This is a genomic window from Cylindrospermum sp. FACHB-282 (assembly GCF_014697195.1).
Classification (GTDB): Bacteria; Cyanobacteriota; Cyanobacteriia; order Cyanobacteriales; family Nostocaceae; genus Cylindrospermum.
On sequence record NZ_JACJRJ010000002.1, the window covers coordinates 55,876 to 78,698 of the forward strand.

Below are 22,823 nucleotides of genomic sequence, written 5' to 3' on the forward strand. Positions count from 1 at the left end.
AACAAGCATTATGGGTTTTGCAGACCTATCAATCGCAGAGATAGCAGCAGACTACAGTATTCCTGTAGAAAAAGTGTTTTCTCTGTGCAACCAACTGGGAATTGCCTATAAACACCAAAAGACCCGTTTGGCCTTAGAGGATGCAAAGGCAATTCTTTCCCAAATCCAAATATTGTCTGAAACACACCCAAAAGGTACTAGCAACTTGGTGGGTGATACGGAAGTCACCTGAAGAGCTATCTCAGGCTTTGGCTAATCGTTAATGACTAATAGCAAAGAATAATTAGCTATTGGCAATTGGCAACGTGGAGATTGAGCATCGCTTGTTGATCTGTGTTGAGCATCAAAATTTTTAAGGGGAAACATGTTTAAAAGACTAATTGGCGTTGTTGTGGTTACTGTTTTGCTGACGTTTCAGTTGGTTGTCGGTAGTGCAACAGCGGTGGAACTGGATGAAGCTATCCGAACAGTGCCATTAAATGCTCAGGGTGATACCGTTGTACTCAGCCTGAAACAAGTTAAGCAAGGCAAAGCTTTATTTAATTACGCTTGCGCCCAATGTCATGCTGGGGGAGTTACCAAGACAAACCAGAATGTGGGACTGACTCCAGAAGATTTGGCACTGGCAACACCTAACCGTAACAATATTGAAGGTTTGGTGGACTATCTGAAAAATCCCACTACTTACGACGGAGAAGAGGAAATTTCTGAAGTGCATCCCAGTATGAAGAGTGCAGATATTTTCACAGAAATGCGAAATCTGACGGATGATGACTTGGTGGCGATCGCAGGTCATGTTCTCTTACAACCAAAAGTTGTTGGCATTAAGTGGGGAGGTGGCAAGATTTATTACTAAATCCAGGCTAGCAAATCTCAATACTATGTGATGTAGGGGCGGGGAAATCTACCCTTACTACTGTAAAATCCTGAGTTCTGAGTCCTGATACCTGATTGCCATCAATTCTGTGCCAATGCTGGAATTTTCTTTCTGGAGTCAGGACTGGGAACTCGGAATTTTATTTGGGTCAATGGTTTGTAACTACCTACACTCAAGCTATAACCTCAAGACTGAAGATTAATCCACAACTAAGACTGTAGTTAAAGCTATTTCCTCATAAAACATAAAAATCCACGTTTTTGCGGTTTAACTTCATTTTTTCCAAAAAACTAAATACATATATATATAAGTGTATGGCAATGTAGTAATTTTGCTGATTGCACAGGTTTTTGCTATTTATGACTGCCAATCCTTAAAAAAAAATTGCATCTACGACAGATTGTCATAGTTTGGCGTTAATTGTATTTAAAATGAGAAAGAGAAAATAAAACTATTTGTTAGGAGAGAGCCATGAAATCGATTGCGGCCAGCTGGCGACGCTTGAGTCTAGCTGTATTGACAATTGTTTTAGTTGTTAGCAGCTTTGCTGTATTTACCCCCAGCGCTGCGGCGGACACATACACAGTCAAACTGGGTAGTGACAAAGGACTACTACAATTTCAACCATCAAAGTTGACAATTAAAGCAGGTGACACCATTGAATGGGTGAACAACAAAGTTCCCCCCCACAACGTTGTGTTTGATAAGGCTAAAAACCCTGCTAAGGACGCTGCTCTAGCCACAGCGCTGTCTTATAAGAAATTGTTGATGAGTCCTGGTCAAAAGCAAACAACCACCTTCCCAGCAGATGCACCCGCTGGTGATTACACCTTCTATTGTGAACCTCACCGTGGCGCTGGCATGGTTGGCAAAATCACTGTCGAAGGCTAACAACAGCACTTTTGACGCCAGATGATTTTCCTTGCTCAATAGCTTGTATTAGCGCCGAGCAATAAGCCATAAGCCCACTTTGGGACACACAATGGAGCAGGCGGTAACGAGACTTATCCCTACCTCAGATGGTGAAAGCCTAGTGATAATAACTGGGATGAAGCTCGTTCCGCCAATTTTAATCAGATTTACCTATAATCGGGGATTTATCTGCAACATACAGTAGAGTACACATAGCGGTTGGCAACTTTAAAGGCTGATATCCGCCATAAAATAGCTACTGGACAAGGTTTTTCAGTTGCTGGATGCTTGTTGCAAGGAGAATCTCTTGAGAATATTTTTATTAATCCTGCTGTTGGCGATCGCCCTGCTTAAATTGACATTCGTTTATCCAGCACTAGCTGCCGAAACAGCCAACGGCGCCATAATCTTTAATGCTAACTGCGCTTCTTGCCATATAGGTGGTGGTAACATCCTCGTTGACCATAAAACCTTGAAAAAGGAAGCATTGTCAAAGTACCTGGAAAATTATGATAGCAACCCTATCCAGGCGATTATTTACCAAGTGCAGAACGGGAAAAATGCTATGCCTGCCTTTAAGGACAAGTTAAGTACTCAGGAGATTTCAGAGGTAGCGGCTTATATTTTCCAACAAGCAGAACAAGGTTGGTAATTTAGCGGCAAGTTTTGTCTGCATAGGAAGAAAGCCCTTTGGTACACCAGAGGGTTTTTCTTTTCTGATCCCAATCCCTAATTCAAAATCTCCAGAAGACTTTGATTATTTTTGTTGAGAGTTTTGTCTTTGTTCCCTCAACTGGCGTAACTGTTGTGTTAATTTTTTCGCAGATTCAGCAGATAGCACAGGCTGCTTGTCATTGACTCCCTGGGTAGAGGATGGTGTGGGATTTGCTGACGGCGTCGCCACAGGCTGATTGTTATTAGCTGTTGGTTTGATAGTGGTTGACGGCGTCGCCACAGGCTGATTGTTATTAGCTGTTGGTTTGATAGTAGTTGACGGCATCGCCACAGGCTGATTGTTATCAGCTGTTGGTTTGATAGTGGTTGACGGCATCGCCACAGGCTGATTGTTATTAGCTGTTGGTTTGATAGTGGTTGACGGCATCGCCACAGGCTGATTGTTATTAGCTGTTGGTGCGATCGCTGGTTTGATAGTAGTTGACGGCGTAGGTTTTAACTCTGGAGTCACCCCATTCGTTTTACTGCTGTTATTTTGGAACCGCAGGTTGAATGGATAAGAGCTAATTCGCTGATCAACCTTGGGTCGATTAGCGTTGAAATATTCCCTAGTCTTTGATTCCAGTTCAGGGTTTAATGCATTGCCTTGGAACTTGATGTCCAATACCTTACCATCAGGATGTAGGACTAATCGACCCAAAACAGTACCTTCCAAACCCGGTTTATCCGTAGAGATAGTGTCACGAATAACTGGTTCTTGTTTAGCATTCGGGTATTCTTCCAGAACTGCTTTTCTCAGGTTTTCAAAACCCTCTAAATTTCCCTGTGCAATCGCCGCATCCGTCACCTTGGAAGATGAACCTGGTTTATTAAAAGCAGGCAATTCAGGTGCTTTATTTAGTGAACTTCCTTGGACACTTTGCCCAGCCAGAGCTAATTTATCTGTACTTTGTGGAATTTCTCCAAGTGGAGCGACTAGCGGCCCATTTTGAGTAACTTTTGCTGCACCATCTCCATACAGCATGGGTTGTTCGGTGGTATTTCCCCTTGCTGTTGTCATCGGGCCCATATTAGAGGGTTCGGGTCCTATATCTTCCGGTCGTACATTATTGGCCTGGACTTCTGGCAACCTATTCACAGCCAGAGACCTGTCTGCAATCCTGATATCTTGGTCATTAAAACGAGAAGCTGATGAAGAGTATTTACTACTGATATTAAAACTAGAGGTATCAAACCGATTATTTGTTTTGGGAATGCGCCATAAAGACTGCCTTCTGGGCAAAGAAGATGTGCGGAAGTTAGCAGTTGATGAAGGGATAACTGGCATTCCTACCTGATTAGATGCCGCTGGAGGCAATGGGGGCAAGATAGTCGTCTGTCCGCCAAAGTTTGCTGAAGGCAGTTGTTGTTGTAGGGGCAGTTGCTGTTGTAGGGCGATTTGGGATGGGTCAGGTGCGGTTTGTGGCAGTCGGCTTTGGTCAGCTTGGCTCAATTCCAGGAGTCCGACGGTTTTTGATGAGTCTGTTGCTTTGGGTTTACTGGAGTCCACAGGCATCAATGGCACAATCAACGCAATAGCACCGTGGATGCCAAGAGAGGCTATAGCTGCTATCCCAGTTGGTTGGCTTAGGATTTCTGGTATATTTCTCAGCAGGGAGGCGTAAGACATAGCTGTTATCGTTCACTCGGCTCGGTTGCAGTTGAATAGCAATTTTATCTTTCAGACTATATTGCACTATTAGAGATGTGGCTCTCTAATAAATAATAATTTCCTAGACTAGCACTCAAAACAGGAAGATTGCCATTTTTTTTCTTTTTATTATTTTAATTCAAGTAATATTATACTTCAAAATTTGCACTTGCTAACCAGGGGATTGAAAAATTACTACTGATGATGTTTCTGACTAGCAAAATTAAGCTCAAAAGCTATATCAGACTTGACTTTGGGGAATCGTCTATCTCTGAACAAGTTTCTTTTATCACTACCCAAATATTTGCTGAATAGATGCAATGATTCTCATCAAAACTACCAGATCATCCTAGTATCAAACTTTTTCCCAAATTCCCACTCCATTAAATATTACCTTAAATATTTCTGGTGATTTTAGAGAAAAATCTCAAGTTACCTAAATCGTGCAGAAGGTGATCGCTATACGGCAAGTTAGCAATGAGATCAATGTGGGGCTAAAAACGATGCACCCCTTGATTGATACTGAGCGCAAGCAGAGATAGGAAGAGGGTTGAGTTTTTGGCAAACATTGTGATACTCTTACCTTGCGGTGGGAGGATGTTAAAGTTGTATCCAATTATCCCAGATGCCATTACCAACAGTTATTTTACCCGGTTATCTAGAAAGTGCGATCGCATACCGCCAACTAGAGCAATCTCTACAAGATTTGGGTTTTCCCACAGTTACGGTACCACTGCGACGGCGTGACTGGATACCCACTTTTGGAGGAAGGCCAATAACGCTGATTGTGCAGCAACTAGATCGCACGGTCAAGCAGATAATGCAGCAATATAATGCCAGCCAAATTAACCTGATTGGTCACTCAGCAGGGGGGTGGATATCCCGTATTTACCTAGGAGAAAAACCTTATTTGGGAGGCTGTTGGCAAGCACATCCCTTGGTTGCTACTCTCATCACCTTGGGGACACCTCATATTAGCCAAGAGCGTTGGACACGCGGGAATCTAGATTTTGTCAACAATAACTACCCCGCAGCCTTTTATCAAAATGTTCGTTATGTTTGTGTAGCTGGCAAAACTATTTTTGGGGAAAGGCGGCGTGGTAGCTGGTTAGCTTACAGCAGTTATCAATTAACTTGTGGGCAAGGTAACACCTGGGGTGATGGAATCACACCTATTGCAGCTGCTCATTTGGATGGTGCCCAAAATCTTGTCATTGAAGGTGTGAAGCATTCTCCCAGAAGTCGGGGAATTTGGTATGGTTCACCAGAACCTTTAAAAGCTTAGATATCATATTTAGCTTAAATATCTAATTTTCTTCAATAAATTTAATATCTCTTAGCTAGAATTGTAATATAAATACAAAATTAGTTAAAGAAAAAGGGGTCAGCCATGCAAACCACCCAATTTGATCGGATTTTGCGGCGACTAGCAACGATATTATCTGTCGTGGTTCTTACCCTGTGCCTGATTTACACCTCTACTGGTGTTTTGCTCTCTTTTTACTATGCACCAACAGCCGGAGGGGCTTATCAATCATTAAAAATGATTAATACACAAGTGCCTTACGGCTGGTTATTCCACAGAGCACATGATATCGCTGGTAATGCCGTAATTGCCCTCGCTCTAATTGATATTGTGGTGATGTTTTTAGGAAGGCAATTTCGCCAGAGTTGGCTGACTGCTTGGATTAGTGGAATTTTATTTACCCTGAGTGCGATCGCCTTAAATTGGACAGCAATGCTCCTGAGTTGGGATCAAGAAGGATATTGGCGTTTTAACATCGAATTAAGAAACATCGAAGCCATTCCTTTGATTGGTGAGCAACTCAGAGATATCCTTGCGGGTGGTGGAGCTATTAGCACGGTTACTGTACAACATCTCTACGCCATCCACAGTTACATTATTTTGCCTGCTGTAATTATTCTGGCTGTGGTGCATTTATCTGCTTTACTTTGGCAAGAAAAAGAAATTCAACCGCTAGAAACCTCACTAGCAGAAAGTTGAGACAATTTAGCTAGGGGTAGTTCTTCAACTTCTGGCAACGTTTCCAGAGACAGGGGAGTAGACTGACTAGCACCAGATAGACGTTTTAAAAGATTCGGTCGGGAATCATATAACAAATAGATAATGCGATCGCCAATTTCCCACTCTTGGCTGACTTGCATTATCTGTAAACGTTGTTCTCGTTCTACCAATAGCGGTACTAATACCCCAGTCCGCACCTTTTCCTGTATATGCTCCTGTTGGCTAGAAAATTCTTCCTCATTCAAGGTCGTTGTCCCCAACTTCACACGCCCATCATTCAAGTACTCAATCCAGGTCTTAATCGCTAAATCTGAGACAAAAGCTTGATTAACTTTACTATTTACAGAGTTATTCGCTTGTGGATCACGGGGGAACACCGCTAAGACCCGCGGCAGGTTAAATTCCTCAGCAGCCCGTTGGGCCAAAACAAAATTCACCTCACCGTTATTCGTCATCGCCAAAAAAGTGCCAAGAGAGCTAATTCCCGCCTCTTCCAAAACCTCAGCATCCAACGCACTGCTAGCAATCACCCGGAGATTTTGGGCTTCAGCTTGGACAAAATATTCCGAGTCAGTATCAATCATCACTACGTTTTCTCCCCGTTCTTGAAAAAACCGGGCAATCAACAGACTCAAAGGATTACAACCCACAATCACCGCTCCAGTTGCATCTTTAGAAGTGATTTGCAGCCACTTAGCAACCTGTCCAGCGGTTAGCCCTTGGCAGACAACCGTCATGATAATTGTCAGGAACACCAGAGCTTTGATAGCATCACCACCGTTGAAGCCCCGTTGAGTTAGAGAAATCGCAAACAAAGAAGCAACAGAAGCAGATACAATTCCCCTCGGAGCTACCCAGCTTAAAAAAAGTTTCTGTCGCCAATTGAGGTCACTGTTCCAGGTACACAAGAGAATATTAATCGGACGAACGACTAGCATCAGCACCAAAACCGTGTATAAACTGCCCCAACCCAAGGCAAATACACTAGCAATTGATAGGTCAGCTGCTAGCAAAATGAACAGTACAGAAACGCTGAGAATTGTCAGCTGACCTTTAAAGCTCCGCAACAGGCGTTCTTCTGGCACCGAAGAATTGGCAAATACGGCCCCAGCGATCACCGTTGTCATCACTCCCGATTCACTGCGGATTGTCTGCGCTAAGGTAAACAGACCCCAGAGTACCGCCAGCACCACCAGGTTTTTGAGTTCAAATGACAGAAAGTTGGCGCGTTTAAAAATCAAGCTCATCAGATAACCGCCAGCGCCACCAATTGCCCCGCCAACACCCAAACGCATCAGTAAACCGATAATGGCTTTGATGGGGTCAGCATCACCATTCAAAATCGTGTCCAAGACAACGAAGGCGAGAATAGCTCCCACTGGATCGATTAAAACCCCTTCCCCTTCCAAAAGGGTCGCCACTTGTCGATCTACGTTGATTTGTTTGAGCAGAGGGCCGACAACCGTTGGCCCTGTCACCACGATGATCGAAGCGTAGAGAAAAGCTATATTCCAGGGAAATTCGCCCAGCCAGTGAGCCGCCATACTACCGCCCATTAGTGTGACTAGGGTTCCCAATGTGACGAGCAATTGCAAACTAACTGAAACTTTGCCCAACTCTCGCAAATCCAAGTTGAGTCCGCCTTCAAACAAAATTATCGCCGTTGCTAGAGCAACTATCACTTCCAGTCCCGCGCCTAGCAAGTGTGGGTGCAACAGCCCAATGCCATCAGAGCCAAGCAGAATGCCTAGCAGGAGTAACAAGACGATGCTGGGTACTTTCAGATATGCAGCCAGCACCTGGGCGCTAATGCCTGCGAGAACAGTGGCCACCATCTGTAGGGTGATTTCAAATGATGCTTCCATGTTGTAGATTTTGAGTGATTTATTTCAAAATCTTTTGTAAAGAACAGTAGATATTAGCTCTACAGGGTACAACAGTACATCTCTTGACCCTTGCTGAATTCAGAGATTTTCTCATCCTTGGTTTTTTATAATACCCACTGATCAGCTAGTTAGGGATCAAGTAGGAACTGTTGGGCGTGCTCTTTTAGTTAGTATCACAGAAAAGATCCCACTGCCCAGCAAACCGCCCTCAATGGCTGCTCTTCCATCAAAGATGTTCTTTGTCTCTGTGATGTTCCAGTTGAGACCCAGGAGCGTTTTCGGTCAAAAGTTATGGTTATTGGCTGCCTCCAAAACTTTTTTCTAAAAACTGTTGACATCTGCTGGAAAATCAGTTAATTTATAAAAGGTTTGAGACAGATGCCCCCATCGTCTAGAGGCCTAGGACACCTCCCTTTCACGGAGGTAACGGGGATTCGAATTCCCCTGGGGGTACTTTTAAAAAAGTAAGAAGAAAGTCTAAAGCTTTTATCTGAGTGAGTAAAGTATAACTACTGTGGATTTTAGAGATACTTTACTCGCTTTTTCAAGCTTATTAACTAGGTAGTGCTTCTACCCGCTGACGAATTGCTAACAGGTTTAACCGCAGGTCTTTGCTGAGGCGATTTTCAATGATTGATATTGGCATAGTGAGCTTAGGCCAAACTTGGATCGTGTAGCAGAGATTTGTGCCTTGGGCTGCACCGAGGGAATAAGGCTCTAAACACCAGCTACCAGAAAAGCCTTTGAAATCTCCCTCTACCATCTGGAAATTAATTGCTTTGGGGAATAGTTCTTCTAGATCCAAAACTACACGCGCACAAAATTTGAAATTAAGCAAGCTCTGAGAGCCTATTTGCTCAAGTCTAATACCGCCCTGGGGATGCTCTAGCAAGCGACTCTTAGCAAGGTTGGGGATGAACTCAACCAAGGCTTCATAATCTGTGAGAATATTCCAGATTTTTTCCACTGGTTGAGGAATTTGTACTGTGGCCTTGATTTGCCGCTGCCGCTCTGATATTTTCTCAACTTGGATTGCTACATCAGTGGTTATTACAGCAGCTGGGTTAGCACTCGAAGTTATTTCTAGGTTGGTGTGATCACTAGGGGAGTTGCTATCAAGTCCCTTGATAGTGTTTTGTTGTTTAGTCACTTTCAGCTAGGTGGTTTACTTGCGTCAGAAAATTGGGGCAGAGTTAAGGTAAAACAGATTTCGCTCAAATGCGAATCCTTTAGGGGAATACTCTCTAGTGAGATCGCTCCATTCAAATGCTGCACTAAAGACTTGACTAAAGCAAGTCCCAAGCCAGTCCCTGGAATCCAGCGCCCTTTACCGCGACGAAACTTGTCAAAAATATAGGTTGCTTCTTCTTCAGAGATGCCACGTCCTATATTGGTCACTTTAATAATAACCTGATCAATTTTTTGATCAACTCGGTGAGCCGCTTCCAGGTGAACGATACTATCATGCTCCGAGTATTTACAGACATTAGTTAATAACTCTTTGAGAATGCGGTCAAAACTCTCTAGTTCAGTTTGGAGTTTTAACGGCTTATTGGGTAAATCTACAGCGATGCTTAATCCTTTTTCTGCTAGATTTTTACTAACAGATGCGGCTAAATCCTGAATTTTTAGAGTTACATCAATGGTTTCTAGGTGTGGAGTTCCTTGATGAGACTCTAGTTTCTGGAGGGTGAGTAAGTCATTAATCAAGTTAATTTCTTTGGTACACTCTACCTCTAGGATATCTAGGTATTTAGCCTGGCGTTCTGGTGCGATTCCCGGCAGACGCAAGTTTCTGATGGACATTAGCATATTTGTCAGGGGGTAACGTAAGCGATCGCTCATATTGCTCAAAAATTCATCTTTGAGCTCGTTTAGTTCCTGCAATTGCTCAACATATTGCTTTGTTCTTTCGTAGAGTTTTGCCTGCACTTCCAGACTGCGCTTTAGTTGCTCTGTGCGCTCATCTACCAAAGTCTGTACTTGCCGTAGTGTCTGTGACTGTATGATGGCATTGCTCAGTTGAGCGCAGACCATTTCCACAATATTTAATTCTGCTGGTTCCCAACTGCGAGCAACTGCTTGTTGGAGGACTAAAAATCCTAAAACTTTGCCTTGGCTCTCTAATGGCATTAACAACACCGCAGGCATTTCCTCAACACCAAACAATGGATTAGGGGTACAGCTATCCTTTTGGTCTTGATAGTCATCAATGACTACTGCTTTTCCCGGTTCTGTGAACACACGCTGGCATAAACCACAGTCTGAAAGCCAGTAGGACTGATCTGATTTGTCTGGTTTACTGCTGCGGGAGATGGATTTAACCTGATTCCATTCCCCAATGACAGTGGCTTTTGCTTTGGGAATTTGTTTTTTAGATTGAGTTCTAAACAGGGGATCTGTATATTTTAGGAGAATCAGCAAACCCTTATCTGCCTGTAGAGATTCGGCAGTTGAGGCAATAACTAACTGGAGCATTTGATTCAACTCCAAGTTGCTACGGCTCAGTATGGTTAATTGCTTGATTAAGCTTTGATACTGGTTGCTCTTTTGCAGAGACTGCTGTTGAGAGGCAATCAACTGTAATTGTGCGACTTGGGAAAATGCGATCGCACAAGACGATTCTATCGCTTTGAGCAATTGTTTTTCTGATTCATTCCACTCATAGGGTTGGAATTTTATTAGACTAATTATGCCATTATTTTTCCCGCCCAACCGAGTAGGAATTGCTAACACTGCCTTGATTGGGAGTGGAAAATATTGACATCCAATTACCAGACTTTTTTGAATTGTCGAAATGTCTTCAATCGTTAATGTTTCAGCAGCGCACTGTACCACTGGCAAGTTTATCAGCAACTGTTCCATTGAGAACATTCCGTCTGAGTGAGGCAATTTTAAATACTTATCAGCGCACCAATTAGCCGCAGTCGCTTCACCAGATATCTCACCTGTCACTGTAACCATACAGCAACAATCTACTTGAAAGGCTCCTCCTAGCAATTGAGCAATTTCTTGCAACATCGAAGACACCGAACTCTTAGCAATGATTTGGTTAATCTTTTGTGCCAACCCATCGGCAGTTTTTTCCTGATGCTGCATCAGCTTGACTGGGTATACTTGTCGTTCAAATTCATCTGAACACTTTGGCAGTGACGATAAACGCTTTTTCATTCCTAGCACGCTTTTGGATAATGATCCCATTTCTTGTACCCAACCTCTTGCTATGTCCTTTACAGTTAGTTGTATTGCTAGACCCTAATAAATTATTTACTAATTTTTTTATGAAAGTTCCTTTCACCTGTTATAGTTCCTTTCTATGTCAGATGAACAAGTTATTTAATATTTTCAACAAATTTCTACATAGGCGATAAAAATTCTAGAGGATAGTAAGATTACTCACAAATAGATGCTTTACAGATATTATTTTTGGCATTTATATTTTGAGTTAATTTACTATCTTTGACCTACAATAGCCTGTCTCTAGCTCTTGTTAAACCGTAATTTCTCTAGAATTTCACCCAAATCTCAGTTAATTGCCTCCGGGTTAACACTGGTACGCCTACAGTAACACGTAATATTTTTCTCTCACCTTGTCTTGACTGCGGTATCTATCTATTGGGTGTAGTAAAGCCGTGGTTAAGTCGCATATTTTGCTGTACTTTACAAATTCAATTTCTATGCCTATGGGACTTACGCACGGTAAAAATTTATCTTCTATTCAGGCTTTTTGGATGCGTCTCTTTAGCAATCCTACCCGTAGTGTGCGTTAGGGAACGCACAATCTATAGGACTTTCAATGAATAAAACTGATCTTCATATTTACCATTTTTTGTCAATGCGTAAGTCCTAGTCTAGACAAAGACACGCACAGGTATAAGTAATCCCAAATTATTGAGATTTAGAGGGATTGCAGTTTATTCCTAGGTGTCCAAAGACTAATAAAAATTCTATTGAGGGATAACTGCAAAGCATCTATGGGGTGGGAAGCAGATTGATAAACTATCGGGACTTAGGCTTTCATCATGAAGAAACCAACCGCAAAGGACGCAAAGGACGCAAAGGAAGAAGGGTTTGAGAGAGTTTTTGCGTAAGTCTTGACTATTTGCCATATCAGTACAATTTAATAACTATATAGCTTTTAAGCTTTAAAAATTAAATTTATTGATCTTCAAAAACAAAGCTAAATTTTGAGTACAGCCCAGTTGCTATTGAGCTAACTGGGCTGCATTCAACTGAATATGAGACTAGCCAGCCAGACTCTCGACACTTAGAGGAACCATATCGCCATTCCTCGTTAGTCCTAATAACATCGGTTGTTGTGCTTGAATTAGTTGACCTGTGAGTACACAGCGTTCCTCTTGCTGGGCTGTAGCAGCTATACTCGCTCGAATGTCAGTTCGTGAAAATCGGGGTTTCCACTCGCCTGATTTTTGCTGGACATAATTCCAGAGGATATCTCGAATTAGGGCTTGATATCCCTGATTGCCTGCTATTTCTTTGAGTTTATCTTTGAGTTCTCGCTCTAAGCGAATGCTGGTAACTTCCATGTCGGTGGTTGGGGTGCGAGTAATGGTATGCATGATTTTTTCTCCTTAAAGGTATAGACAGGATAGTAATACAAGTGTAGTATGTTTAAAGGAATGTTCAATAGGTGAAATTTTCTGTGAAATCCGCTTACCCCATCTCTACTTCTTTGCGAGCTACCAATTGCCGTTTCAGTTGGGAATTAGTCGCTATGGGAGTGGAGTATTTATTTATGGGTGGCGGCAGCCGAGATCAACGGCATAACACAGAGGGTAATTATGATTTTAGAGATATCAGCATTAATGGGCTGAATGCAAAACCACAACTAGACGCGAGAAGCGGGGGGTACAGGGAAAGGAACACTGTATCGATATAAGACCAGAGAACTTTTCGGTCTATTTCTAACCCCCGCTTCTACCAAATAAGAAGCGGGGGTTTCTTTATAAGGAGTGAAGCTGTGACGAGCGGAATGCAAGTGTTAAAGCAATCTGTGGTGGTGTTTTCGCAAAATTACTTGCCACTGTGTCGGATCAATATCAAGCGGGCGATTGTGCTGTTAGTAACAGATAAGGCGGAAGCGCTGGATTTGTCAACGGAAAGCGGATGGCAAGTTCACTCACCCAGCTTGGTACTTTATGTGCCAAAACACATCCGCTTAAAAATCGCTTCTACTGAGCGGATGTGGAAAGTTCCGCCGGTCAATCGGCGGGAAGTGTTGCGGCGAGACCATCACAGTTGCCAATATTGCGGTAGCAACAAACGGCTAACACTAGATCATGTGCTGCCGCGATCTAAAGGCGGCCCACACACCTGGGATAACGTAGTCACGGCTTGTGAAAGATGTAACTCCCGTAAAGGAGATCGCACCCTTGCTGAAGCTGGTATGCAACTTCGTACTAAACCGAAAGCACCACTTCACCCGGCAATTTCTTTTGCCGTCCGCGAAAGCACTACACAGTTTTGGAATGATGTGCAAGCAAACCTGGAATAACAGGAGAGCATAAGGAATGCTGAAATTAACTTACACCGAAGGGAGCTTTTATTTAGAGTGTCTCACTCATTCCTTAGAAGAATGGGTGGCACAGCGAGTGATTTTGGCACTGCGAGTCGGGCAAAGTATCTGCATTGAACCGAGCACTGCTTCCTTTTTGCTTCCTGTTGATTTGCCAGGAGTAGAAACTCTGATTGCTGGGGTGAAACGCAATGATAGTGAAATCATGGCGCTCTCTACCTGCGATGCTGAGTATATGGAAGTTACTCTGCAAGGTTCTTGGTTAGCAGATGCTTCCGAGGATGGGGTGGGTGTGTTTGTCACCACTTTGAGCGATCGCACAGAGTTCTTTCTGCAAAAACTTTGGCAGGAAGCGCAAGAAAGCAGCGCCTCTGTAATGAGTGAATAATCAAACTATTGGGTTAGGTCTGCAGCCTACCCATTAGTTTTCCATAGATAGTAGTTGGGGAACTGTGACAAATCGGTAGCCTTGCTGTTTGAGTCCTCTGATCATTTCTGGCAATGCTTTGACTGTTCTATAGCGATCGCCACCGCCATCGTGCATCAACACAATAGCACCTGGTTTTGCGCCTTTGAGGACATTATTCACAAATGCCTGTGGTTTGGCATGAGGATCAGTATCGGCTGAAGTTACAGACCACATAACGACAGACTGCTTCTGGCTTTTAGCATAAGCAGCTAATCCGTTGTTTAAAAACCCTCCTGGAGGACGAAACAAAGATGTTTTTACACCTGTAGTTTTGTACATCAGTTGAGCCGTGCGTTCAATTTCACTCTTAGCTGTGGCTTCATCCATTTTTCGATACCAATGATGCCAAGTATGGTTACCAATGGCATGACCTTCAGCTACAACTCGTTTAGCAATTTCTGGATGTGCTTCTAAGGCACTCCCTACCCAAAAAAATGTCGCCTTAACGTCATTTTGTTTGAGTATATCCAACATTTCTAAGGTTGTTTTCGGCCAGGGGCCATCATCAATAGTCAGGGCGATCACTTTATCGCTATTGCTGGGTTGGACTTTATAAACGGTTTTTCCCTGAAATTTAGCTGGGACGCTAAAAGTGAGGTTTTCTACTTTAGCTGCTGGCTGTGATTGAGGATTAGCCTGGCTGGTTGCCGGATTTTCGGGGATAGATACCGAATTGGGTTCGCTTTTAAGCTGTTTTGGCGGGGAGCTTGGGGCAATACTACAAGCGGTTACAAAAAAGGCGATCGCGACAACACCAAGAATCTTTTGTCGCTGAAGGTGGTTGTCTGTCAAATCAGGTTTCCAAAGACTCACATAATCATAAGCTGTAGTTTGACTTTTTCTAGATGCCCTCCGGTTAAAAGCTAACTACAGCAACAGTTGTAGACAATTTAAAAAATATTTTCTCCAACCCCTTGACACCTTTGTAGTATTTATGTAGTATAAATGTATGAAGCGTAAAACAAAGCTTCTCAAGACTCAAAAGTCATGTTCTACACAGTAAGAAAGGAAAAACGTTGGCATCAACCAAATTCCCCACCCACTAAAACCCCTCACACTTCCAAACCATCTGAAGTAGAGGCAATGAACAAAAAAAGTTCTCAGTTTGCCAAGATAAAAACCATAGAATACATCCGTAATACACGACAAGTTTATTACCTTGATCGTCGGTTGTTTTTCTAACAATTTTTCAGACTTAAAAGTAAATCTTCCGAACCTTGAAAACTGAATAAGAAAAGGGCAACTTCACCAAACATCTGTGCCCAAATCCCTAAAACTTTAGGCGCAGATATCGAACATGGGGGTATAGCTCAATTGGTTAGAGCATTCGCCTGTCGAGCGAAAGGTTGCGAGTTCAATTCTCGTTACTCCCGTGATAACGCAGCGTAGCTTAATGCAAAGCACCAGGCTCATAACCTGGGTGATGTGGGTGCAAATCCCACCGCTGCCACCAAATGTAGGGATGGTGTAACGGCAACATCACGGTCTCCAAAACCGTTAGTTCTAGGTACCCTACGGGAAGCCGCTCCGCGTCTACAAATCCTAGTCCCTGCCTTATTTGGCCCCATCGTCTAGCGGTCAAGGACAACCAGCTTTCGATTGGTTAACACGGGTTCGATTCCCGTTGGGGCTATGGTTTTGGGTTGGCTCGCCTAATGGTGTAGGCAGCACTCTGTAAAAGTGTCCTTTATTGGTTGTAGGTTCAATTCCTACCCAACCCACTGTGGAGAGGTGGCTGAGTGGCTCAAAGCGTCCTCCTGCTAAGAGGAAACGGGTTTTTAAATCCGTCCCAGGTATGCCTCCGGCACGCTACGCGAACAAATCCTGTCCTCTCCGTTTTTGAGAACGTGGTGTAACTGGATAACATCCCAGTCTACGAAACTGGAGATTTGAGGGTTCAAATCCCTCCGTTCTCGTCTCATTTATCCCCCGGTAGCTCAGTTGGTGAGAGCGCTTGACTGAAAATCAAGAGGTCGTCAGTTCAATTCTGACCTGGGGGGCTTCGTTGCCTCATAGCTCAATTGGTAGAGCAAGCAGCTGTTAACTGCTTTTGTTGTAGGTACCCTTCGGGAAGCAAGCTACGAGTCCTACTGGGGCAGCCATTTATTGCCGGATGGACGATTGGGTAAGTCGCTGTCGCTCTGAACGATGGAGAGGTTGGTTCAACCCCAACTCCGGCATCCATTTATTGCTCTGTGGTGTAATTGGCAACATCTCCCGCTTTGAACGGGAAGATTCCTGGTTCAAACCCAGGCAGGGCAGCCAATTTTAATTTATATATGCTCCTGTAGCCCAATTGGTAGAGGCGACTGATTCAAGATCAGTAGGTTGTGAGTTCGAGTCTCACCAGGAGTACCAAACCCTTGCTCCTGTAGCCCAATTGGTAGAGGCTGCCGTCTTAAACACGGTTTATGTGTGGGTTCGACTCCCTCCAGGAGCATCAACGGGGTGTAGCGCAGATGGCAGCGCGCCTGCTTTGGGAGCAGGATGTCACAGGTTCGATCCCTGTCACCCCGACTTTGCCCCTGTGACGTAATTGGAAAACGTGGCCAGCTTAGACCTGGTTTTTTATGCAGGTTCGACTCCTGTCAGGGGTACTGCTCTCTCGTTACCAAATGGAAGACCCAGTAGCTGTAATATTGCTTGAGGTATAATTAAGACTAACCCTTTAGCCCGGAGTCATTTTATATGGGATATGTATCTTATAATGAAGACATTCAGGAGCGCAGCGATGAAGTATTGAACTCACAAGTCAATACTTCTGTTGAAAAAACAGGGATATCTCTTCCAAAAGATACAAGAATTGAAAATCTTAAAAAACATAATAACTTTCTAAACGACGTAAACGAAACTCTGAGACAAGAAAACAAAAACTTGAGAATACAAAATGAAATTTTATTAGGAAGAATAGAAGAGCTAAAAAAACCTTATGAAACAATTCTTGAAAAAATAAATAATGCAGCCAATAGGCGTATTTCTTTAGAAAAGATAAAATGGCAAAAGTCTGTCTCCAAAGCCGCAATAGATAAATTAAACTTTACAATAGATAAATTAAAAGTTGCAAGAGATAAATTTGAATATTCTTCAAAAAGGAATTTGGATCTAAAAAAATATTGGCAGAAAGAAGCAGAGAAACTCAGACAAAAAAGACTGGGGGTAATTGGGTTAAGGAAAACAGTCGAAAGGCTCAACCAAGAAATCAAAAACCTCAAGGAAGAACTAGAAAATCTAAGGAATAAGTAAACTTATTTTTTAAAACCAGGGTATAGGCAACTGTAGGGGTTCGATTCCTCCATCTTCCTTTGATGCACTGGAGGCGGGATAGCGACGCACACAGCCGATAACTGTGTTGTAGAAGGGGCAGTACCTTCCCAGTGTATTTACTTATTGTTTAATTAATGGGTGGTTAGCAAAGCGGCTATGCAGCGGACTTTTAATCCGCCCTAGAGAGGTTCGACTCCTCTATCACCCACTATCTATTAAAAACAGGAGCGATCGCCACTAATTTTTGAGATGTGAAAGTGGCATGTATGACAGCGTAATCTGCCGCTAGCACTAGCTTGTAGCTGAAAAAAGCAGTAAATCGAGGAAGTTTGTTATACTTAGTCATATAAGTTAATATTGTGTCCTCAGTTTAGGCGCGTATTTTGGCATCAACTATGAAGACTGTTCTCAAATCAGATCAAGGCCAAGTCACTCGCTTCTTTTCTCACCTGGAATTTGATGGCAAACAGCTAAATCATCAACCAGGCACTGTATTAGGCAGTACGGCACTGGTTGCGGGAACCACTGTTGGGGCTGGTATTCTTGCCCTACCTGCGGTAACTCTACCGTCTGGTGTGCTGCCATCTACAGCCCTGTTGATTGCTGTTTGGCTTTACGCTTTAGTCTCAGGTTTGTTGATTGCAGAAGTGACTTTGAACGCGATGCGTCTGGAAGGACGTCCAAGCGTAGGTTTGTTGGTAGTTGTTGAGAAGACTCTGGGTAAGCTGGGAGCCAGAATTGCCGGTGGCGCATATTTATTTATGCACTATGCCCTGTTAGTGGCATACATCACCCAAGGTGGAGATATTCTAATATCTGCGATCGCTAAAATTTTCGGTATGGAGAACGTTTTACCTACATGGGTGGGAACAACGACTTTCACGCTTTTGTTTGGCGGCATTATGTATCTTGGGCGAGAAAGATTTATTCAAAAGTTAAACAGCGCCTTTGTTGCCATTGTCATTGTTTCCTTTTTGGGACTATTGTTGCTGGGAGGGGGGCAAGTTAAGAGCGCCCAAATATTATTTCAAGACTGGACTGCTTTGGGTAGCGCCGTTTCGGTGATGTGTGTAGCGCTGTTCTACCAAAACGTTGTGCCAGTGGTTGTAACTCAACTAGAAGGAGATGTGCAAAAGATTCGTCAGTCTATCGTTATTGGTTCCCTGATTCCCCTAATTATGTTCTTGGCATGGAATGCAGTGATTTTGGGAAGCGTCAGTCCCGATATGCTAAAGCTGGCATCAGTTGGCGCAACTGTTTTTGACCCCCTGCAAATCCTGCGAGCGGGTGGTGCAGGAGAATTGTTAGGAGTGCTAGTATCGATTTTCTCAGAATTTGCGATCGTTACATCCTTCATTGGATTTGTCTACGGGTTGCTGGATTTATTCAAAGATATTTCTCTAATTACACAAGGTGGACTTTCTCGCTTACCCCTATATTCGTTGATTCTGTTCCCGCCGATGAGTCTCGGAACCCTTAATCCCAGCATCTTTTTTACTGCCCTAGATTATACGGGAACCTTAAGCATTTCCATTTTAGGTGGAATTATTCCAGCATTGATGAGTTGGAAGCAACGTGAAGCACAAGAACTCAAAAATAGTATGAATCAACCACTCGTTCCTGGTGGTAAGGCGACATTAATTATCATGATTACAGTTGCCTTAGCCTTGATAGTTAAACAAATACTGTCAATTTAAATACTCGGAAATAATTAACACAATTTGTGGAATGATATATTCAGTTTATGGATGTGTGTCATCGCCTTGATAGGTTGCTTCTGGGATTACTAGAAAACCATGAGTATCTCCCTGATTAAATACCGATAGCAGATGATTACAAATGAATAATTCTCGCCTAGTAAAAATCAGTAAATTTCTCAGCAAATATCTGCGACACACACCAAATGCAATTGGAATTAAACTTAATTCTGGTGGTTGGGTTGCTGTTGATGAACTACTTATTGCTTGTACTAAAAACAAGTTTCCGATTACTCGTCAAGAATTACAGGTAGTAGTTGACTCTAACGATAAACAACGTTTTTCTTTTGACTCTACAGGTACTCTAATTCGGGCTAATCAAGGGCACAGTGTGGAAATTGATTTACAGTTAGAACCTGCTGTTCCTCCAGATGTCCTTTATCACGGTACGGGATGTAAATCTGTAGAGTCAATTCTCCAAACAGGACTGTCCAAAATGTTGCGGCATCATGTCCATTTATCAAGGGATATTGCCACAGCAAGAACAGTCGGATCAAGACATGGTAATCCCATAGTTTTTGCTGTTGATTCTAAGGCAATGCATCAGATGGGTTACATTTTTTACTGTTCTGATAATGGTGTTTGGTTGGTAGATCAAGTACCACCTGAATATCTACAAAAGATTTGATTTTTGAGAATGGTTTACGAAGAAGTCCACTTTTTTCCCTAAGTACAGCTTTTAATAAATTCTTAGATTCATTACAAGCTTTGCTCCCAGGAATTACATATTTTCTACTGCTGAAGAAAAAGTTAATTTGGACACATGAGTCTATTGTTTGCTCATTAACTATCACTTATGGTAGAAGTACAACTCAACTGGAATAACTAATCTAGTTATAAGGTTTTTGTTGGGTTGAATTATGCTGAACTTTATTGCTTGGATAATTCTAGGTTTGATTGCCGGAGCGATCGCTAAAGCTATTTACCCTGGCCGTCAAGGTGGTGGAATTGTTTCAACAATGATTTTAGGACTCATAGGTGCGGTCATCGGGGGGATTATTGTGACTCTTTTAGAAACAGGAAGACTACAATTTACCACTGCCGCACTAAGTATTCCTGGGCTAATTGTTGCCATTATTGGTGCCATTATTGCCATTTTTCTCTGGGGCTTATTTACTGGACGTACCAATTAATTATTACTTGAATAGTGAAAATAGCATGGTTAGATCCAAGTTATTAAAAACTAACCTTTTTCTATTTCTAGCCTACATAAATTATCTGCTACCTAGAAGATGGTGGAGTATTTAAACATTAAAAAACAATCTTGTGCCCCTAACACTAAGATAAACGCCAAATCTTGATTGTATTATCCTCACTGCCACTAACCAAAGTTTTACCATCAGGACTAAAGGCGAGGGATGTAACAGTATTGGTATGTCCTTCCAAGGTGGTAATTTCCTCGACCGTGGCGAGATTCCACAGTTTGATAGTGCGATCACGACTCCCACTAGCCAAAATCTTACCATCGGGGCTAAAGGCTATAGATGTCACGGTGTTAGCGTGTCCCGCCAATATGCGAGTTTCCTTTCCTGTTGCTAAATCCCACAGTTTAATAGTGCGTTCACCTCCAGTGGGGCGTAGCCCATCACCTCCGTCGTGCTGGAAGCGAACGCGACTTCCACTAGCAAAGGTCTTACCATCGGGGCTAAAGGCTACAGATGTCACTGTTTGAGTATTCCCCTTGAGTGTGATGATTTCTTTTCCCTTGCTGATATTCCAGAGTTTGATCGTTTTGTCAAAACTACCACTAGCGAGGGTGACACCATCTTTGCTCAAAGCCACAGACCGCACCCAGAATGTATGACCGACTAAGGTGCGGATTTGCTTACCTGTTGTCAAATTCCAGATTTTGATTGTGTTATCATCACTACCACTAACCAGGGTTTGGGCATCAGGACTGATTGCTAGGGCGTGAACTGAGTCAGAGTGCCCTTCCAGGGTGCGAATTTGCTTACCTGTTGCCAGATTCCAGACTTTGATTGTGTTATCATCACCGCCGCTAACCAGGGTTTTACCATCTGGGGAGAAAATCACCACATTCACCCTTTGAGAATTCCCACTCAGGCTAGAGATTTGCTGACCTGTGGCGAGATTCCATAGCTTAATAATGCGATCACCTCCGGTGGGGCGTAGCCCATCACCTCCGGTTGGGCGAAGCCCATCGCTAGTGCTGGCTATAGTTTTACCATCGGGGCTAATAGCGACAGATAAAACCGATTGATCATGTCCTTTCAGCGTGTTGACTAAGGCAATATTACCCCAGCCAATTTTTGGTGGTTGACTCAGAACCGCCTCACTATTTGAATGGTAATTCGGCCGACTCAAACTAGAGGGTAGACCAGTTTGCAGACGCATATATTGTCTATACCCAGATTCGCCTAATCCGAATACCAAAATAACAGCAACTATCAATAGTAAATTTCTGAGAAAGATATATTTTTTAGGAACAAAAACTGACCTAAGCTTTGGTTTTTTAACAGATGAATTGGTGGCAGGAGATAATAAATTCCTTTGGTTTTTAGTCAAGTCTCTAATAACTTCATCGGCTGATTGATAGCGCTGCCGTATATCTTTTTGTAACAGTTTATCGAGAACTTGAGCTAATTCATTAGTCAAAGGACAATGTAAATATTGCTGCCAATTTGCTACCCAACTATACCCATGTTCCATCCACAAATGAAAAGGTGAAATTCCTGTTAGTAGATGAAAGCAAGTAGCCCCCAAACCAAACAAATCACTAGATGGGTAAGCTTGACCATCTCGGAGTTGTTCAATTGGCGAATAGCCGTGTGAACCAATTGATGTGCCAATTTTATTTTGTACTTTTGCTGTAAATTGTTTGGATGAGCCAAAATCGATCAGAATTAATCGCCCATCACCTTGACGCCGGATAATATTTTCTGGCTTGATATCTCGGTGAATAACTCCGCGGTCGTGGATAAACTTGAGGATAGGCAATAAATCTAGCAAAATTGATTGAATATCCCAATCTCTATAGTGCGATCGCAACTGCAATTCTCTTAATAAATTATCTCCATTTATTAGCTGCTGCACTAAATACAAACAGTTATCTTGCTCAAAGTAAGCTGACAAAGTGGGAATTTGTGGATGTTCTCCCAGTTCTTGGAGTCGTTTTGCTTCTTCAGCAAACAACTCCATTGCCTTCTTTTGCGACCAAGTTCCTTGAAATTTGGGCGCTAATTGCTTAACTACACAACGTTCATTTAGTTTATCTATATCTTCTGAGAGATAGGTTCTGCCAAATCCCCCCTCGTCTGAAAGCACCCGAATGACACGAAAGCGATTTCTCAAAAGTGGTACCAGCGGGGTACTACAAGCTTGACAAATTTTTTTTCCATCGGGATTTTGGGGATTTGGGCAATCGGGATTTAAGCAGCAGATCATGAGCTGACAGGCGCGACTGCGTAACAAATTATGCTAATTTGACCCCGGCTGTACCCTGAAAAGAATAGGTTCTCGTCTACTGATGTTAGATGACCCTGTTTTGAAGATTGGAGAATTACTTAATATAATCAGAATTTGAAAATAGTAGTCAGTTATCATCAGCAGTAAAAAACCACGAAAGCCATAGGATTAGTTATTTTCCCGATTATATAACAATCTGAATTGAAAAGCTTGTAAAACTGCTGAGGCTGTAATTTTGCTTGTATATTCGCCACCAGAAAGCTACTGAGTTAAAAGTGAAAACCCTGATTCCTCAAGCATCAATA

General features: G+C 42.7%; 21 protein-coding genes and 16 tRNA genes. 29 read left to right on the forward strand and 8 right to left on the reverse strand.

Annotated elements, in window-relative coordinates; genetic code table 11:
• Nucleotides 1-10 precede the first annotated feature (10 nt).
• The 5 genes from H6G32_RS01255 (at nucleotide 11) to petJ (ending at nucleotide 2,441) form a co-directional block, all read left to right on the forward strand.
• Nucleotides 11-232, forward strand: coding sequence for a hypothetical protein (locus tag H6G32_RS01255; RefSeq protein ID WP_190453636.1), 222 nt, complete (start codon nucleotides 11-13; stop codon nucleotides 230-232).
• A gap of 132 nt (nucleotides 233-364) precedes the next feature.
• Nucleotides 365-856, forward strand: coding sequence for a photosystem II cytochrome c-550 (gene psbV, locus H6G32_RS01260; RefSeq protein WP_015208362.1), 492 nt, complete (start codon nucleotides 365-367; stop codon nucleotides 854-856).
• 492 nt (nucleotides 857-1,348) lie between these two features.
• On the forward strand, nucleotides 1,349-1,768 hold the full coding sequence (gene petE / locus H6G32_RS01265; protein ID WP_190453638.1) for a plastocyanin: 420 nt from the start codon (nucleotides 1,349-1,351) through the stop codon (nucleotides 1,766-1,768).
• Nucleotides 1,769-2,008: 240 nt separating this feature from the next.
• On the forward strand, nucleotides 2,009-2,143 hold the full coding sequence (locus H6G32_RS26990) for a hypothetical protein (protein WP_255502378.1): 135 nt from the start codon (nucleotides 2,009-2,011) through the stop codon (nucleotides 2,141-2,143).
• Complete coding sequence (petJ, locus tag H6G32_RS01270) at nucleotides 2,097-2,441, forward strand: cytochrome c6 PetJ (RefSeq protein ID WP_190453641.1); 345 nt, start codon at nucleotides 2,097-2,099, stop codon at nucleotides 2,439-2,441. Before H6G32_RS26990 ends, petJ begins: the two co-directional genes overlap by 47 nt.
• Nucleotides 2,442-2,546: 105 nt before the next feature.
• Here petJ and H6G32_RS01275 read toward each other — a convergent pair whose 3' ends face one another.
• Nucleotides 2,547-4,133, reverse strand: coding sequence for a hypothetical protein (locus H6G32_RS01275; RefSeq protein WP_190453644.1), 1,587 nt, complete (start codon nucleotides 4,131-4,133; stop codon nucleotides 2,547-2,549).
• Between the two features lie 646 nt (nucleotides 4,134-4,779).
• Here H6G32_RS01275 and H6G32_RS01280 point away from each other — a divergent pair.
• Together H6G32_RS01280 and H6G32_RS01285 are read left to right on the forward strand one after the other, a co-directional pair.
• On the forward strand, nucleotides 4,780-5,439 hold the full coding sequence (locus H6G32_RS01280; protein ID WP_190453649.1) for an esterase/lipase family protein: 660 nt from the start codon (nucleotides 4,780-4,782) through the stop codon (nucleotides 5,437-5,439).
• 105 nt (nucleotides 5,440-5,544) lie between these two features.
• The gene (locus H6G32_RS01285) at nucleotides 5,545-6,159 is read left to right on the forward strand and encodes a cytochrome b N-terminal domain-containing protein (protein ID WP_190453653.1); all 615 of its coding nucleotides are present in this window, start codon (nucleotides 5,545-5,547) and stop codon (nucleotides 6,157-6,159) included.
• On the opposite strand, the gene H6G32_RS01290 is transcribed toward H6G32_RS01285, so the two are convergent.
• A complete protein-coding gene (locus tag H6G32_RS01290; protein WP_190453656.1) occupies nucleotides 6,126-8,045 on the reverse strand; it encodes a cation:proton antiporter in 1,920 nt (639 codons plus the stop codon). The two genes, H6G32_RS01285 and H6G32_RS01290, sit on opposite strands and share 34 nt — an antisense overlap.
• 401 nt (nucleotides 8,046-8,446) lie before the next feature.
• Here H6G32_RS01290 and H6G32_RS01295 point away from each other — a divergent pair.
• Nucleotides 8,447-8,519, forward strand: a tRNA-Glu gene (locus H6G32_RS01295).
• Nucleotides 8,520-8,619: 100 nt separating this feature from the next.
• Here H6G32_RS01295 and H6G32_RS01300 read toward each other — a convergent pair.
• The 3 genes from H6G32_RS01300 to H6G32_RS01310 form a co-directional block, all read right to left on the reverse strand.
• Entirely contained in the window at nucleotides 8,620-9,216 is a 597-nt protein-coding gene (locus tag H6G32_RS01300) for an SRPBCC family protein (protein WP_190453659.1), read from the reverse strand.
• A gap of 2 nt (nucleotides 9,217-9,218) precedes the next feature.
• Nucleotides 9,219-11,237: a GAF domain-containing sensor histidine kinase gene (locus H6G32_RS01305; protein ID WP_190453662.1), complete on the reverse strand. Its 2,019-nt coding sequence runs from the start codon at nucleotides 11,235-11,237 to the stop codon at nucleotides 9,219-9,221.
• Nucleotides 11,238-12,310: 1,073 nt separating this feature from the next.
• On the reverse strand, nucleotides 12,311-12,646 hold the full coding sequence (locus H6G32_RS01310; protein ID WP_190453664.1) for a hypothetical protein: 336 nt from the start codon (nucleotides 12,644-12,646) through the stop codon (nucleotides 12,311-12,313).
• A gap of 413 nt (nucleotides 12,647-13,059) precedes the next feature.
• Here H6G32_RS01310 and H6G32_RS01315 point away from each other — a divergent pair, with 413 nt between their 5' ends.
• Nucleotides 13,060-13,581: an HNH endonuclease gene (locus tag H6G32_RS01315; RefSeq protein ID WP_190453997.1), complete on the forward strand. Its 522-nt coding sequence runs from the start codon at nucleotides 13,060-13,062 to the stop codon at nucleotides 13,579-13,581.
• 16 nt (nucleotides 13,582-13,597) lie between these two features.
• Nucleotides 13,598-13,990 (forward strand): alr0857 family protein, encoded by a 393-nt coding sequence (locus H6G32_RS01320; RefSeq protein ID WP_190453667.1) that lies wholly within the window; start codon nucleotides 13,598-13,600, stop codon nucleotides 13,988-13,990.
• A 33-nt stretch (nucleotides 13,991-14,023) separates the two neighbouring features.
• Here H6G32_RS01320 and H6G32_RS01325 read toward each other — a convergent pair whose 3' ends face one another.
• Nucleotides 14,024-14,863, reverse strand: coding sequence for a polysaccharide deacetylase family protein (locus H6G32_RS01325; RefSeq protein ID WP_199327946.1), 840 nt, complete (start codon nucleotides 14,861-14,863; stop codon nucleotides 14,024-14,026).
• A 507-nt stretch (nucleotides 14,864-15,370) separates the two neighbouring features.
• Here H6G32_RS01325 and H6G32_RS01330 point away from each other — a divergent pair.
• From H6G32_RS01330 to H6G32_RS01405, 16 genes are all read left to right on the forward strand, one after another.
• Nucleotides 15,371-15,444, forward strand: a tRNA-Asp gene (locus H6G32_RS01330).
• 6 nt (nucleotides 15,445-15,450) lie between these two features.
• Nucleotides 15,451-15,524 (forward strand) — tRNA-Met (locus H6G32_RS01335).
• A gap of 107 nt (nucleotides 15,525-15,631) precedes the next feature.
• A tRNA-Glu gene (locus H6G32_RS01340) sits at nucleotides 15,632-15,704 on the forward strand.
• A 7-nt stretch (nucleotides 15,705-15,711) separates the two neighbouring features.
• Nucleotides 15,712-15,792 (forward strand) — tRNA-Tyr (locus H6G32_RS01345).
• Between the two features lie 4 nt (nucleotides 15,793-15,796).
• Nucleotides 15,797-15,907, forward strand: a tRNA-Ser gene (locus H6G32_RS01350).
• Between the two features lie 5 nt (nucleotides 15,908-15,912).
• Nucleotides 15,913-15,987: transfer RNA gene (locus H6G32_RS01355), tRNA-Arg, on the forward strand.
• A 10-nt stretch (nucleotides 15,988-15,997) separates the two neighbouring features.
• Nucleotides 15,998-16,071, forward strand: a tRNA-Phe gene (locus tag H6G32_RS01360).
• A gap of 6 nt (nucleotides 16,072-16,077) precedes the next feature.
• Nucleotides 16,078-16,173, forward strand: a tRNA-Asn gene (locus H6G32_RS01365).
• A gap of 5 nt (nucleotides 16,174-16,178) precedes the next feature.
• Nucleotides 16,179-16,255: transfer RNA gene (locus H6G32_RS01370), tRNA-Gln, on the forward strand.
• A 5-nt stretch (nucleotides 16,256-16,260) separates the two neighbouring features.
• Nucleotides 16,261-16,336, forward strand: a tRNA-Gln gene (locus H6G32_RS01375).
• Between the two features lie 16 nt (nucleotides 16,337-16,352).
• Nucleotides 16,353-16,429, forward strand: a tRNA-Leu gene (locus H6G32_RS01380).
• A 7-nt stretch (nucleotides 16,430-16,436) separates the two neighbouring features.
• Nucleotides 16,437-16,511 (forward strand) — tRNA-Leu (locus H6G32_RS01385).
• A gap of 4 nt (nucleotides 16,512-16,515) precedes the next feature.
• A tRNA-Pro gene (locus H6G32_RS01390) sits at nucleotides 16,516-16,588 on the forward strand.
• Nucleotides 16,589-16,592: 4 nt separating this feature from the next.
• Nucleotides 16,593-16,668 (forward strand) — tRNA-Leu (locus H6G32_RS01395).
• Between the two features lie 91 nt (nucleotides 16,669-16,759).
• A complete protein-coding gene (locus H6G32_RS01400) occupies nucleotides 16,760-17,314 on the forward strand; it encodes a hypothetical protein (protein ID WP_190453671.1) in 555 nt (184 codons plus the stop codon).
• Between the two features lie 157 nt (nucleotides 17,315-17,471).
• Nucleotides 17,472-17,543 (forward strand) — tRNA-Lys (locus H6G32_RS01405).
• Here the strand turns inward: H6G32_RS01405 and H6G32_RS01410 are convergent.
• The gene (locus H6G32_RS01410; RefSeq protein ID WP_190453674.1) at nucleotides 17,544-17,681 is read right to left on the reverse strand and encodes a hypothetical protein; all 138 of its coding nucleotides are present in this window, start codon (nucleotides 17,679-17,681) and stop codon (nucleotides 17,544-17,546) included.
• 49 nt (nucleotides 17,682-17,730) lie between these two features.
• On the opposite strand from H6G32_RS01410, the gene H6G32_RS01415 reads away from it, so the two are divergent.
• The 3 genes from H6G32_RS01415 (at nucleotide 17,731) to H6G32_RS01425 (ending at nucleotide 20,225) form a co-directional block, all read left to right on the forward strand.
• The gene (locus H6G32_RS01415; protein WP_190453676.1) at nucleotides 17,731-19,032 is read left to right on the forward strand and encodes an amino acid permease; all 1,302 of its coding nucleotides are present in this window, start codon (nucleotides 17,731-17,733) and stop codon (nucleotides 19,030-19,032) included.
• 142 nt (nucleotides 19,033-19,174) lie between these two features.
• Nucleotides 19,175-19,720, forward strand: a complete 546-nt coding sequence (locus H6G32_RS01420) for an RNA 2'-phosphotransferase (RefSeq protein WP_190453679.1) — start codon at nucleotides 19,175-19,177, stop codon at nucleotides 19,718-19,720.
• 235 nt (nucleotides 19,721-19,955) lie between these two features.
• A complete protein-coding gene (locus H6G32_RS01425; protein ID WP_190454000.1) occupies nucleotides 19,956-20,225 on the forward strand; it encodes a GlsB/YeaQ/YmgE family stress response membrane protein in 270 nt (89 codons plus the stop codon).
• Between the two features lie 145 nt (nucleotides 20,226-20,370).
• On the opposite strand, the gene H6G32_RS01430 is transcribed toward H6G32_RS01425, so the two are convergent.
• Nucleotides 20,371-22,497, reverse strand: coding sequence for a serine/threonine-protein kinase (locus H6G32_RS01430; RefSeq protein ID WP_190453681.1), 2,127 nt, complete (start codon nucleotides 22,495-22,497; stop codon nucleotides 20,371-20,373).
• Between the last annotated feature and the right edge of the window lie 326 nt (nucleotides 22,498-22,823).